Origin of the sequence: Silvibacterium bohemicum, assembly GCF_001006305.1 — a bacterium.
Taxonomy (GTDB): domain Bacteria; phylum Acidobacteriota; class Terriglobia; order Terriglobales; family Acidobacteriaceae; genus Silvibacterium; species Silvibacterium bohemicum.
Window position 1 is genome coordinate 707,045 of the sequence record NZ_LBHJ01000020.1, and the last position, 14,410, is coordinate 721,454.

The following is a 14,410-nucleotide window of genomic DNA, read 5'->3' on the forward strand; positions in this document are numbered from 1 at the left end:
TGTACTGGAATTAGTGCTCAATCTTGTATTGCGATGAAGTTATGACCAGATAAACGGCGACCCGCGCGCGTTCTCCCAAATCGGTCATGGGCGTAATCTGATTGACGATTTCGGTTTGCATGTCAGCCGGCATCTGCCCGTGCATGAAAATCGTTCCCAGCGCATTCACCAGATTTCCAGGGCTGCTGGCCAGCGTTCCAAACGTGCCGGTCGCGGACAGGTCGATCGTGAAGCCGGCGATCTTGCTGTAAACGATAGTGTTCGTCAGGGACAGGCGCAGCGTTGCATTGGCCGTATTCTCCAATCCGAACTCCGGTGCGTTGGCGGTCGTGCCTGGTATCACGTAGTTCGGTGGGAAGAAATTGAATACGCTGCTGGCCCCATACGGTAACTGCCCCAAAGAGGATAGCGAGTTTGCCACCGTGCTGTACGAGGCATTCGCGACGACGTTATTGCCCGCGGTTGCGTCGTTGTTGGTGGCGCCGAGGCCGCGCATCACATCCGTCATCCAGAGCACCGGCTCACGCAAATGACCGCCGTCCACGGTGGGATCGGTGTCGCCCGCCCGTGCTTCCGGATCGAGGAGAATCGCGGTAATCACAGCCTGCAGATTGCCGCGCACGCCGTTTCCGTCGTTCGAGAAGACGGCTGAAACCCGCGACACGTAAGCCGCACTGGGATTGCTGGTCACCAGATGCTGAATCAGCTGGCGCGAGATGAACGGCGCAACATTGGGATGATTGAAAATGCTCTGCAGCGCACCGGCCAGATCGTCTTCGGCGGTTTGGCCGGCAGGCAGCACGGTTCCATCGAGCAGCGTCTTCGATGTTTCATCATGTGCGCTCTCGACCGCCATCATCGGCGATGCGTAGTTTGTCGAGCTATAGATGAAGTTCGTCGGGACCCCGCCCGATGCCGTTGCAGAGGTCCAACCGGTATAGGCACGAGCGTAGGCCTGTACCTGATCCTGAGTGTAGGTCGGTATAGGATTGCCGTTTCCGTCCAGCTGCAGGCTTCCATCCTGGTTGAGCAGATCGAGGCCGAGGCTGAAGAGCTGCATCGCCTCGCGGGCATAGTTTTCGTTCGCAATCTGCCCGGTGCCCGGCTTGTTGCTGTTCATCATGTTCAGATAAACCCCCATGCCCGGTGAAAGAGTTACATCGTTCAACAGGGTGGAGAAGTTTCCGAAGGCATCGTTCACCAGCATGTTTTGATAACTCACCACACCTGCCGAATTGACCGAGTCGGTGGAGATAACGAACATCTCGGAAAGCGCGAAGGCCACGCGCTGCCGCAGCTGATCCGGGGCGGTGAGTGCAGCCTGCCACCACTCCGACTGCAGGCACGGGATCTGATCGCCGGTGCAGGGCGTCGGAGGAGGCGTGGAGATAGTCGCCAGGGTGGTCGCAGGCAGCTGAAACTGCTCGCTCAGATATCCCGAAAGGCCCACCGTCTCGACATGCTGGATGTCGTTCAGGGTAGGACCGAAGGTGGCTTGGTCAAGCAGCCGGGCCGCGGCGATTGCGGTTGTCAGAGTCGCTTGCACGGGAGCGTTTGCAACCGCCGACGTCGTTCCGCCGGGATCGGGATTGACCACTGCCACAGGCACGGTTGCGGTGCCCGAAGCCAAAGTCATGCTTATCGTTGCAGTCAGCAGAGTGGGAGAAACAAAGGACGTCGTTGCCGCAGTTCCCTGCACCTGCACCACGGAGCCGTCGACGAATCCCGTGCCGCTGACCGAAATCGTATAGCTGGGATTCATGCCGCTCGCCGTAGCTGAGCTGATAGCCGGCAAGGGATTCAGGATCGTCTCGGTAAGCGAACCCGACGCAGTCGCCGAAGCCTGGCTGACTGCGGTGATCGTCACGGTGTTCGGGTTCGGAGTTGCGGTCGGCGGAGTAAACAGGCCGCTTGAGGAGATGGTGCCGGTGGTGCTGGTTCCACCCGCTACATTGTTGACCTTCCAGCTGACAGCGGTGTTCGAGCTGTTGACTACGGCCGCCGTGAATTGAACGGTCGATCCGACTCTCACCTGCGCGTTGCCGGAAACCGACACAGTAACAGCAGGCGCCACTACCGCAAGCTTGGCGTTGTAGGTCGCAGAGGTATCCGCTCCGGGATCGGGATTGGTGACCGCAAGCGCCAGGGTCGTGGTTCCAGCAACCAGACTAAGGTCAACGGTAGCCGTAAGTTGGGTGGCCGAGACGAAGGTTGTCGTCACCGGCGTGCCTTGAACCTGAAGCTGAGACTGCTGGATATACCCCGTTCCCTTCACCGTGATGGAATAACTCGCTCCACTTGCGGAGACCGTGGCGGAACTGATCGTCGGAGCAGGATTCAGGATGTTCTCCGTCGCCGATGCGGTTGCGCCGCTGGAAGCCTGGCTGACCGCGGTGATAGTCACAGCGTCGGAGCTGGGAATCGAAGATGGCGTTGTATAGAGACCGGAGGTGGAGATAGTTCCGGTAAGGCTCGATCCACCTACAACTCCGTTGACCTCCCAGCTCACGGAAGTATCGGAGGCATTGGTCACGGTCGCCTTGAATTGTGTCTTTCCGCCCAGCCTGACCTGGGAGTCGCCTGTAACCTCGACGGAGACCCCATCAGACGTTGTCGACGAACTGGAACCTAAAGCTCCTTTGACGCTTGTCGAGCAACCCACTATGCCGGTCAAAAAGGCTGCAAAGGCTCCAGCAACAAGACCACTTCCGGCACACTGCCACCAACACTTACGAGAATGCATGAGTGAAACTCCGCAGGGGAAACAATAAACTGGCGAGAATCGACCCGTTCACTCGCGTTCAGTCTCTATCTTAACGACAGTGTTGGGGCTCGAAAGTCGCGCTGCTTGATGAAATAGCGTCAGTTGAAGATACAACTTCGGTAGCATTCCCATTTACCGGTGCTCATGTTCTGCTCCTTCTGCTTAGAACTCTTTCTGCTCGCGAGTCTTCACTTAGTCGACATTCCTTCCCATTTGTTCAGTTTCAGTTATTTATTTCCCGTAGTTCATTTCGAGTAGTTCATTTCCAGTTGCTAGCTTTCAGTTGCCAGTTTCCATCTGTTAGTTGCCAGCCTTACTTGAGAAACTATCTTTCTGCTTGCGATGGGAATCGCCTTTGCCAAAGAACTATGGGGACTTTCCCCGCTGCATTGCAAACATCCGCTCGATGGGACGCATGCCTGCAGGTTGCCCTACCGATTCTCGGAACCATTTTCCTTTCACAAACGTAGAGACTCCCAGCACACCGCGGCAGCTGCATCTACGCCGCCCGATTTAATTCTGCGGAGTCTTCACCCATGGCATTGTTGAGCGATCATTTGAAGCAGGTCTTGCGCCGGCTCGGCCGGGCGCCGCTCTTTACCGCGATCACGCTGCTCACGCTGGCTGTGGGAGTGGGTGCAAACACCGTTATCTTCAGCGTCGTCGAAGGCGTGCTGCTCAAACCGCTGCCCTATCCTCATCCGGAACAACTGATTGGCGTCTGGCACACCGCTCCCGGTATCGGACTCAAAGAGCTGAACATGGCGCCATCGATTTACTTCATCGATCGCGAGCAGAGCACCACGCTCCAAGACATCGGTGTCTACGGCGGCGACTCCTTCAACGTGACCGGCACAGGCCAGCCCGACCACGTCCGCGGACTCGATGTGACTGATGGCACTTTGCCTATCCTTGGCGTTCGCCCGGCGCTCGGGCATCTCTTCACTCGCAAAGATGACTCGCCCGGCTCGCCGGAGACGGTGCTTATCTCCTACGGCTATTGGCAGCGCAAATTCGGCGGATCGTCATCCGTGATTGGCCGCTCCATCACCGCGGACGGGCGGCCGCGCGAGATTATCGGCGTTCTTCCTCAAGGTTTTCACTTCCTCGACTGGCAGGATGCGGACATCGTCGCGCCTTTCCAGTGGGACCGCGGCAAGATCAAGCTTGGCAACTTCAGCCAGCGCGCCATTGCCCGGCTGAGGCCCGGCGTAACCATGGCCCAGGCCAGCGCGGACATGGCGCGACTGCTTCCTGTAGTCCTGCGTAGCTTCCCCTCGCCTGAAGGATTCAGCATCACCATCTTTGAAAAGGCCCGAATCTCCCCGAACCTGCGGCCGCTGAAACAGGATGTCGTCGGCGATGTGGGCAAGGTGCTGTGGGTGCTGATGGGTTCGATTGCCCTGGTTCTGCTGGTCGCCTGCGCCAATGTCGCGAACCTGTTGCTGGTCCGCGTCGAGGGCCGCCGGCAGGAGTTGGCCATCCGTTCCGCGTTAGGCGCAGCCTGGACTCGCATTGCTGGAGAGCTGCTCTTCGAGAGCATCGTGCTGGGTGTTGCCGGCAGCCTCATCGGATTGGCCTTTGCATATGGTGCACTGCGCATTCTCGTCGCCACAGCGCCGACCGGCTTGCCGCGCATTCATGAGATTGGCATCGACCTTCCTGTGCTGCTGTTCACGATGGGATTGGCGCTCTTCACCAGCCTGCTCATCGGCTCGATTCCGGTCATCAAATATGCGGGCGCAAGCGTGAACAGCAGTCTTCGCGAAGGCGGCCGCGCGCTGAGCCAGAGCCGCGAGCGTCATCGTGCGCGCAAGGCGCTGGTCATCGTTCAGGTTGCGCTGGCGCTGGTGCTGTTGATCTGCTCAGGCCTCATGATCCGGACTTTTCATGCGCTCATGCACGTCTCTCCTGGCTTCGATTCGCCGGATTCCGTACAGAGTTTTCGCTTCTATATTCCCGATACACAGATCCCCGACAAGGACCGCGATCGGATCGTCCATATGCAACAGGCCATTCTGGATAAGCTTGCAGCAATTCCCGGAGTCTCCGCAGCAGCCCTTTCCAGCGCCGTTCCTATGGACGATAGCGATACGAACGATGTGCTCTTCGCCGAGGACCACATGCAGAGCGAGGCCGAACTGCCGCCGATACGCCGGTTCAAGTTCGTCTCACCGGGAAGCTTCGCCACGCTGGGCACCAAGCTAGTCGCGGGACGCGACCTGACCTGGACCGATGAGTATCAAAAGCTTCCAGTTGCGATCATCTCCGAAAATTTCGCGCGCCAATACTGGCATGACCCTAGGAGCGCGCTCGGCAAGCGCATTCGCGTGGCCACCACTGACGACTGGCGCGAGATTGTAGGAGTGGCCCAGAATGTTCACGACAACGGCGTCGATCAGCCGGCGCCGAGCACGGTGTATTGGCCCATCATGCAGAACAACTTCGAAGGGCAGAAAGAGATGGTCCAGCGCGGCATTGCCTTCGTCCTCCGCAGCCCGCGCGCAGGCTCACGCACCTTCATGGATGAGGTGCAGCAGCGAGTCTGGTCGATCGATCCTGATGTTCCGCTGGCAGATGTCACCACCCTAGGCGAGCTGTATACCAAATCGATGGCGCGCACGTCATTCACGCTCGTAATGCTCTCGGTCGCGGGCGCAATGGCGCTGCTGCTCGGGATCGTGGGAATCTATGGAGTCATCTCTTACTCGGTATCGCAGCGGACACGCGAGATCGGCATACGCATGGCGCTCGGCGCACAACGAAAAACGCTCACCGGAATGTTCGTGCGCCAGGGATTGTGGCTGACCTGCATTGGCGTCGCATGCGGCCTGGTCGTCGCGTTTGTCACCATGCGGCTCATGTCGTCGCTGCTTTTCAACGTGAGCCCGGTCGATCCGGTCACGTACGCATCGATCACCGGCTGCGTAGTCGCGACCGCATATCTCGCCTGCTATCTACCCGCGCGGCGAGCCGCGACGGTCGATCCCGTCGACGCATTGCGCTCGGAGTAAAGCGGCACCTCTGAGACTTCGCAGGCCAGCAGCTGCCGATCATCGGGCTTCTACGGCATGATTCGCAAAGAACCTGCTTCTCTCGTCAGCGTTACAAAAAGCTGCGATGCCTCCAGCCTGCGTCGTGGAGAAAGCTCCCGCCAGATTTCCAAATGCGAGACACCGATCGATAGGCTCACCTTTCAAATACGCATGAAGGAAGCCGGCATTGAAGCTGTCGCCCGCGCCGACAGCATCCACCGGAGTAACAGGGGCCGCGATTGCGGTATATCGTTTGCCATTCGTTAAGGCGACTGCCCCTTGCGCCCCCCGCTTCACCACAACGGTGGGAACGATGGCCGCCAGATTGTGGAGCGCGATATCGAGTTGCGGCACGCGGGCGATGCGGCAGGCCTCTCTCTCATTCGGCAGGAGGATATCGACGTATGCGAGCGCTTCGTAGATGGAGCTGTCCCATTCGCCGCTGGGATCGTCATTGGGGTCGAAAGAGATCGTTAGGCCTGCCTCTTTGAGCTCCGCGAGGAGACGGGGAATATCGGGGCGAAGATTCTCCTGCAGAAAATAAGACGACAGATGGAAGTGGCGTGCCGAGCGCAGATACCCGAGATCGAGATCGCAGTAACGAATCGAGTGAGTCACGCCGGGATAGGTCAGCGTTCGGCGAAAATTCGAATGTTGAAGGAGAACAGTGAAGCCGGTGCTCAAGCCGTCGTCTTTACGAATGGCGCGTGAGAGATCGACTCCCGCAGTCGTCAGATCGCGAAGGCATAAGTCAGCGAAGGTGTCGCCGGCTGAGGCCGTGACGAAGCCGACGCGGCTGCCGAGCGCGACGAGATTATGCGCGGTGATAGCAGGCGATCCGCCGAGATGCATGGCCATGCGGTCCGCAAGCAGCTCGCGCTCGGGAGGAAGGTCGTCGGGGAGACCATAAAGCAGCAGATCGATGTTGCTTTCACCTACCAGCGTCACATCGAAGCGCTTTTGCGAGTCTGCTCCACTCACGCGACCGCCCCTGAAGTATTTCCGGGCCCATCTCCGGGCGGATCTCCGGGAAGCACGGTCTGCTTTCTGCGGATGATCCAGAGAAGTACTCCGGCAAATGCCCACGCCGTGCCTACGATACGAGCCATGTTGCCCAGGTTCAGCCAGATGAAAAAGCAGGTTACGAAGCCGCCCAGCGAGATAAGCATCGGCAGCCACTGGCCGAACTTGCCCTGTCGCCATCCGAGAACCAGCGAAGAGATGTTAACGCCCATAAACGCGAGCAGCGCACCGTAATTCAGCAGCTCGGTGCCGAGCTGATAACTGAAGGCCAGCGCGCCGACGATGCAGATGCCTCCGACCAGCAGCACGTTGTTGCGCGGAATGCGATTCTTCGCATGGACTGCGCCGAAGAAGCGGCGAGGAATGGCTCCATCCTGGCCCATGGCAAGCAGAAGGCGCGCCGCGCCAAGCTGCGAAGCCATGCCCGAGCCAACATTGGCGAGCAGAAGCGATCCGTTGACGATGGCGAAGAGAATCGGGCCGCCGATGCGCCCCGAGATGTGAACGTAGGCGGTGTCGATGTCGGGGAATGCGTGTCCGCGCGGCCAGCATAGCTGGCCTAGATAAACTTCGATGCTGGCGAGCACGCCGGTGATGAGGCACGTGAGCACAATGGCGCGGGGAACACTGCGCGCGGGATCTTTGGCCTCATCGGTGAGCGTGGAGATGCCGTCGAATCCGATGTAGGTGAGGACCGCGATGGAGGTGCCGCGGAGCAGACCCTGCGACGAGAACGATGACGGATCGTAGAACGGCAGCTTGTAAAACGATGCAGGCTGATGTCCAAGATGGAAGAGGTAGCGTAGAGCCGCGACGATGACCAGCACGATGACCACACCGAGCGCCGCAGCCATGGCGGCATTGATGCGAGCAGAAGTTTCTACCCCGTTGAGATTGAGCGCGGTGAACATCACGGCGAAGAAGATTACGAAGACAACGTAAGGAACTTCAGGCAGAAAATTCTGTGCGGCCTTGCTGCACCAGATGGTGCAGATGAGCGGATTAAGAATGTAATCCATGGCCAGGCACCAGCCGGTGAGATAGCCGAGGCTGGGATGAAGCTCTTTGCCCACATACATAAACGCCGAGCCGCCGTGCGGATACATGCGCGCCATGCGCCCATAGCTGACTGAGGTAAAGAGCATCGCCACCAGCGCGCAGAGGATGGCCGTAACCACATGCCCGCGCGCCTCCTGATAAATGACGCCGAAGCTCGGCATGGGCGCCGTGGGTTGGATGAGGATGATGCCATAGAGCACCAGGTCCCAGAAACGCAGGCTGCGTTTGAGCGTGACTTGCCCCGGATTGATCGCGGCTGCTTCTGCGGACATGATGCTCTCAGTGGTCGAATTCTTAACGCGATGCTACGTTGCGCTCGCTGCCCCGAAGCAATGTCTCCGGATGCAATGTCTCGGTGGGAATATTCCATCCGGAGAGCACAATGTCAGGATTCGCGGGAGCATCTTTGGCTAGAATCGCGGTGAGGGTCCGCGACTCGCCCGGCATCAGCTCGATGTAATTGTCCGACCAGAAAACCGGCGCAATCAAATCGCCGGACTTGGTGCGCGCCGCAAAGGAAACCTGGAAAGCAAGCGCCTGCGAAGGATTCTGCAGTTGTAGCTCGACCTTGTGTCCCTCGGGTGAGTCCGTGATCTTCACTCGTGACGTGATCGTGGTCTTGGGCAGCGAGAGCAGCGCGGTCATATCCTCGTGCTCCGAATCGGGAGTATGAGTGTAATCGGTCTTCGCCCAGTTGAAGGTTGAAGGCTTCGACGGAATCCAGTAGAAGTTGTGGCTTACTGTCTCATCCTTGGCGTTCTTCAGAGTGAGATCGGCGAAGTAGACCTTCGATCCCGAATTGAATGCATCGGCGGGAATGCTGATCACCCGCGTGGTGCTATCCGAGGGCGCTTCGAGCTGTTTCTGCTGCGTAAAGAGCGGCTTCAGGTTTAGATCGTAGAGGTGAACTTCGGCGGTTACCGCAGGCGACGGCTGATACGTGCTGTTCACGACGACGACGCTGTGATCGTCATACGAATATTGGATGTGCAGCGGCTCGCACGCCTTCTTGGTGCCGAAGTATCCGCCATCCGCTTCAAGATAGTAATCGTAGAGGTGCCAGATCATCGACGGCCATGCGTTGTTGAGCATCCACTGAATAACGCCGGTCGAGGTGTACTTGTTGCGGCTATAGGCCTCGTACATGGCGCGCTCGCTGTCGTACGACATAGTCTGCGCCACGCGAACATAATCGTCCACCGAATGCGCCTGGCCGTAAGTTGCGTTCATCGCTTCGTCGAAGACAGTGAGCTTAGTAAACTCTCCGCCGCCGAAGTGATAGGCCCACGTCGCATTCTGCGGCCAGAGCTGATCGGCAGGAATGAATCTACGCAAGCTGGCTACACTGGGAACCGCCGGACCGGGGCTGATCTCGGTGCTGAATCCCCAGCCGCCGCCGTTCTTGCTGTCGACATACCAGTACGAAGGATCGACCCAGTCGTAGGGGCCGTTCATCTTCACACCGTTCTTTCCGCTGGGTTGCGTATTCTGCGAAGACGCAGCAGAGAGCGTGGGATTCGGCCAGTGCGTCTCCGCCTCGATCTTCAGATAAGCGCTCTCGACAAAGGCGGGCGGCGCATTGTCACTGCCGTTCAGCCATACCAGCAGGCTGGCGTGGTGCCGGATGCGCAGCATCTGCGAGCGCAGCGATTCAGCCGCGACGGAGTAGTTCTCCGGCGTCCAGTCCTTCCAGTGCTCCCACTGGTCGCAGCAGCACCAGCCCAGCATGACGAGGACTCCCTGCTCGTCGGCGAGCTGGAAGAAGTCTTCCGTCTCCAGCTTCCCTTCCAGGCGGATGGTGTTCAAGTGCATGTCGCGCACCAGTCGAAACTGATCGCGTAGCCGCGTGGGCTCCTGACGCAACAACATATCCTGCGACCAGCCTGCGCCGCGAATGAGAATGGGCTTGCCATTGATGTGGAAGAGCCGATAGCCCTTGTCGGTCAACTCCGATGTCATCTCGCGGATGCCGAATCGAACCGACTGTTCGTCCGAAGGCTTGCCGTTCGCGACGAAGCGCAGGGTCAGCGTCTCGAGGTTCGGGTCTCCCATCTGGTAGGGCCACCAGACGCGAGGATTCTTCACGCGCAGCTGTGCAAACTGCTCCGGAGTGAATGCCACGGTGCGATCTTCGTGCGGAGCAAGATCGACCTGCTGCTGTAGAGGGATATTTGCAACTGTTCCGGTTACAGTACCGTGGATCGCCTTGTCGGTGGCGTTGTGCAGCTCGGCGTAGACCGTGAGATCTGCCTCCTGCAGCGACGAATCGGTGAAATGAGTGACGGCCAGCGGAGAGCGCAGCGAGACTGGCCCGGTGGTGGTCAACTCGACCGGTCCCCACAGCCCCATGTCCTTATCCGGAGGGCAGGGATTCCAATCGACCCAGTTGATGCCCAGATCTTTGCCGTCCGGAGCGAAGGTTTCAACAGCAACGACATTCGGCTTTCCAGCTTCAACGAATCCGGTCACGTCGAAGTTATAGGTGCGATAAGCGCCAGCGACCTGCGTCTTATCCGCGATCTTCTTGCCATTCACCCATACTTCGGCGCGGTAGTTGATGCCGCCGAAGTGCAGCCAGATGGTTCTGCCCTTTTCGGCCGCGGGGATGGCGAACTCTTTGCGATACCACCAGCCACAGCGGTAAGGACTATCCGCGGGAATGTTGTCGTCGGCAAAATCGTGGCCGATGGGATAAGTCGTTCCCGGAATGCCGCGCAGATTCTTGGCGTAGTACGGCTCCTTCACCTCACCGGCGGCTACTTGCGTGGCCAGCACGGTTGCCGGGACGGAAGTCGCGTACCAGTTCTCGGGATGAAAAGCAGCGGTCGAAATCTGTGCTCCGTCCGCTTGCAGTTTGCAGGCAGACTGCACATTCCAGCCGTCGTGAAGCGGCGTCGTCGTAGCAGCCAGGCTGGCTGTTGCCTGGGCCAAGGTCAGTAGAGCAAGGACCATCAATCTCTGCATGCGTGCAAGTGCCTCCAAGGCGTGGCTGCGATTAGAAGTTATATTTCAGTGCCACCTGGAGGATACGTTTTTCACCTGCGCCAAGCACCTGGCCGGTTGTGCCGTCGTCCATCGTGGTATCGATGTTGTTGAAGTTCGTGTGGTTCCACACGTTGAAGGCCTCGGCGCGGAACTGGAACGATTGGTTTTCTACGATGCGAATGTTCTTGAGCATGGAGAGATCCCAGCGCTGGCTGCCCGGCCCCAGGATGCTGCCGCGCGGAGAGTTACCGGGGCGAAACTCGTTCGCCGGCACATCGGCAAAGGCTGACACGTTGTACCAATCGGCTACAGTATGTGGTGCACCTTTGTTCGGGTTGCCGACCTGATCGGGGCGCGGGAAGTTCGGTGCTGTCGCTGAGGTGAAGACGCCGAGGCCACCCGGATCGAGCGACGAATTGCCGATCGCGGTCAGCCATTGTCCGGACTGCAGCTCGACGATGCCGGAGAACTCCCATCCGCCAAGAGTGCGGCCCACGAGGCCCTCCTGCTTGGTGAAGAACGGCAACTCGTAAACCCAGTTCGCGTTGAAGACGTTGCGGCGGTCAAAACGCGACGGACCGTATTCAGCATTCAGGTTGTAGGTGTTCTGCGGAACGGGCAGGTTGCCGCCCGGCTGGTCGGGGCGGTTCGTCAGCGACTTCGCCCAGGTGTAGTTCACGCCGACAAGCGATCCGCCGCCAAAGCGCTTCTGCAGGCTGCTCTGCAGCGAGTTGTAGTTGGAGCTGAAGACCGGCTCGTAGAGATCGATCGGACCATACCCTTGGAAGGGGCGAATGATGTTCAGCAGGTTTTCGTTGGAGGCGGTCATCTGTCCGCCGATCTGCCCTTCAATGACCGCATTGTTCGCGTACGCTCCGGGCAACGGCTCGTTGATGTCGACCTGCGACAGCTGGTGAACACCGCGCGAGCCGTAGTAGCCCACGTCCACCATGATGTCGTACTTCAGTTGGCGCTGCACATCGAGATCCCATTGCTGCGCATAGGGCTGATGCCACTTAGTCGAAACTCCGCCCACCGACTGCACGCTGTTGTTGGTCGCACTGCCCGCGGCTGGGTCGTTAAAGAAGACGTTCGGCGCGTTGTTGATGGTGGTGTTGCCCACAAAGGGTGGGTTGATGAACTCACTGTTTTCAAGGAAGCCCACCCCTGGCGAATCCACGAAGAGTCCGTAACCGCCGCGTACCGCCGTCTTGCCGTCGTTCCACGGATCGAAGGAGAAGCCGATACGGGGCTGAACTCCGCTGTAGGTCTGCGGTGCAATGGCGGTGCCGAATGGCGAGTTGTGCGCTCCGTTGCCGCTGCCGCCGATGATGATTCCGTTGAGCGGGTCGTAGGTTGGAGTTGCAACCACATTGCCGTTATCGTCGATCGCCGGAGCATTCGCGGAGTTGTAGCTGCCGGGCGCAAAGTTAGTGGCGCGGCCGCGGCCATCCGTAGGCTGGCGGAAGAGCGAGTAGCGCAGGCCGAAGTTCAGAGTCAGATTAGGCAGCGCTTTGTAAGAATCCTGCCCGTAGAACTCGATCTGATTTTGAAAGATGAAAGCGCGGAAATCATTCGCGGTCTGGGTGAACTGCGAGAACTGGCCCGACAGGAAGAGCGCGAACTCCTGCTCAAACTCCGCCTTCTGATCACCCCCGGGCGCTCCGATATAGGGCGTGGCGGCGAAAGAGAAGGTTCCGGCATTGTTCGATGCCGAGTTCTCCGATTTTTCGTAGTGGTTGTAAGCAAATCCAAACTTCAGACTGTGGTTGCCCACGGTCTTGGTCAGATTGTCGAAGATGGCATTGTTCTTGTTGAAGTCCCCGTAGGTGCCGAAGCCAAAAAAGCTTGCGTTCCCGACGCCATAAGCGATGCTGGGAATGCGATCGAGGCTCTCGGCGAACGGCAGCGTGATCGCGCTTGCAACATCGGGTGAGTTGGTGGCCGCAAGCTGTCCCGAGTTATGACTGCGGATTGCGCCGAACGACCACGCGTACTCCACTTCATTCAGCAACGTGGGTGTGATCGTCCAGGTGAGGTTTGCTGCAACATTTTGCCCGGGCGAATCGGTCGAGGTCTGAGTGATGTTCGGCAGCGGATTGCCGCTGAAGAGACCGCCGCCCTCGACGGTTGGAATCGAATCCTGAATATAGCGGACGAAGCCGGAGAGCTTGGAGTTGAAGGTGTGATCGATGCGGCCGATTTCCTGCTGGAAGTTGAAGATATTCGATTCGTTCGCGAAGAGCAGATCCTGTCCGGGAGTAGTCGGCAGGGGCACATGCGAATAAACGTCTTTCAAATACGCAGCGGCTGCGGGATTGATCTGCGTGACGGAGTTGATGACCGTGCCGGGGCAGGTTCCGTCGCTGTTGGGATACGTGCTGCAGACGGGATTCTCGAAGTTGCCGGCGCGCTCGTTGGCGTCCGGCGCAACACCTGTCACCGGATTCTGCTGGACCACGCGGCGCAGCTCCTCCGAGTAGAAGAAGAAGGTCTTGTTGCGCTCAGTGTTGTAGACGTGAGGAATAAAGACCGGGCCGCCGAGGGTCCATCCAAAATCGTTATAACGGAAGGGCGTGCGCGGTGCGACGGGATCCTGCTGCTTGTTGCCCCAATCGTTGGCGTTCATCACGTCGTTGCGGAAAAACTCGTATGCTCCGCCATGAAACTTCGAGGTCCCGGAGCGGGTAATGACGTTGACCACGCCGCCGGCGCTGCGTCCGTACTCGGCGCTGTAGTTGCCGCGCAGAACCTTGAATTCTTCGATGGCGTCGACGCTGGGGTAATTCAGCAGCGAGAAGTTTCCGCCGCGATCGACGTTGTCTGCGCCGTCGACAGTCCAGCTGTTCGCCGAGCCGAAGCTGCCGTTCAACGAGAATGCAGTCTCGTTGGTGTTGCCATTCGGCGCGCTGACGCCGGCGTAAAGGGCGTCGCCGATGTCGGCGCTCACACCGGGCATCAGCTGGACCAGTTCTTCATAATTGCGGCTTTGCAGCGCCAGCTCGCGAACTTGCGTGCCGGTGATGAGGCCGGTCGCCGCATCGGATTCGGTGTTCACCTGCAGCGCGCTGGCTTGCACGCTCACCGTCTCCGCAACGCTGCCAATCTCCAGCGCAGCATTGACGGCGCGTTTGTCATTCACGTTGAGGATGATGTTCGATTCGGTTATTTTCTTGAAGTTCGGCGCCTCGATGGTGACGTCGTAGTGCCCTACCGGCAGGAGCGGGGCTGAGTACTGGCCCCCTTTGTTGGTGGGCAAGGTGCGTTCGACAGCGTGGCGATCGGTGTTGGTAATGGTCACCTGGGCGCCGGGCACCACTGCGCCGGAGCCGTCCGTAACCGTTCCGAGAATGGTGCCGGTGATTTCCTGCGCTCGGCTCGCGAGTGGAGCAGCAAGAAGCAATGCAGCGGCGAGTAGACGACAACGGATGGGGAAGGAGAAGGGCATGGCGACGGCCTCCGAACGGGAACTCCAGAAAATTTGCGTGCATAACCGGAATCGTGGTTCCGGTATTCAAACGTTTGAATATCCGAAAATATCGTC

Annotated in this window: 6 protein-coding genes; 1 reads left to right on the plus strand and 5 read right to left on the minus strand. The window is 59.0% G+C overall.

Annotation, left to right across the window (positions count from 1 at the left end):
• Window positions 1-10: 10 nt before the first annotated feature.
• Window positions 11-2,674, minus strand: a complete 2,664-nt coding sequence (locus XX99_RS26020) for a DUF1800 domain-containing protein (RefSeq protein WP_231581629.1) — start codon at window positions 2,672-2,674, stop codon at window positions 11-13.
• Window positions 2,675-3,300: 626 nt separating this feature from the next.
• Between XX99_RS26020 and XX99_RS26025 the strand changes: the two genes are divergently transcribed.
• Window positions 3,301-5,778, plus strand: coding sequence for an ABC transporter permease (locus tag XX99_RS26025; RefSeq protein WP_050062304.1), 2,478 nt, complete (start codon window positions 3,301-3,303; stop codon window positions 5,776-5,778).
• A gap of 39 nt (window positions 5,779-5,817) precedes the next feature.
• Here the strand turns inward: XX99_RS26025 and XX99_RS26030 are convergent, their stop codons facing one another.
• Genes XX99_RS26030 through XX99_RS26045 form a run of 4 tightly spaced genes read right to left on the minus strand, consistent with a single transcriptional unit; the run spans window position 5,818 to window position 14,314 of the window.
• Window positions 5,818-6,780, minus strand: coding sequence for a carbohydrate kinase family protein (locus XX99_RS26030; RefSeq protein WP_050062305.1), 963 nt, complete (start codon window positions 6,778-6,780; stop codon window positions 5,818-5,820).
• On the minus strand, window positions 6,777-8,153 hold the full coding sequence (locus XX99_RS26035) for an APC family permease (RefSeq protein ID WP_050062306.1): 1,377 nt from the start codon (window positions 8,151-8,153) through the stop codon (window positions 6,777-6,779). The genes XX99_RS26030 and XX99_RS26035 overlap by 4 nt, the downstream gene beginning before the upstream one ends.
• Before the next feature lie 22 nt (window positions 8,154-8,175).
• Entirely contained in the window at window positions 8,176-10,845 is a 2,670-nt protein-coding gene (locus tag XX99_RS26040) for a glycoside hydrolase family 2 protein (RefSeq protein WP_050062307.1), read from the minus strand.
• 31 nt (window positions 10,846-10,876) lie between these two features.
• Window positions 10,877-14,314, minus strand: a complete 3,438-nt coding sequence (locus XX99_RS26045; RefSeq protein WP_050062308.1) for an outer membrane beta-barrel protein — start codon at window positions 14,312-14,314, stop codon at window positions 10,877-10,879.
• Between the last annotated feature and the right edge of the window lie 96 nt (window positions 14,315-14,410).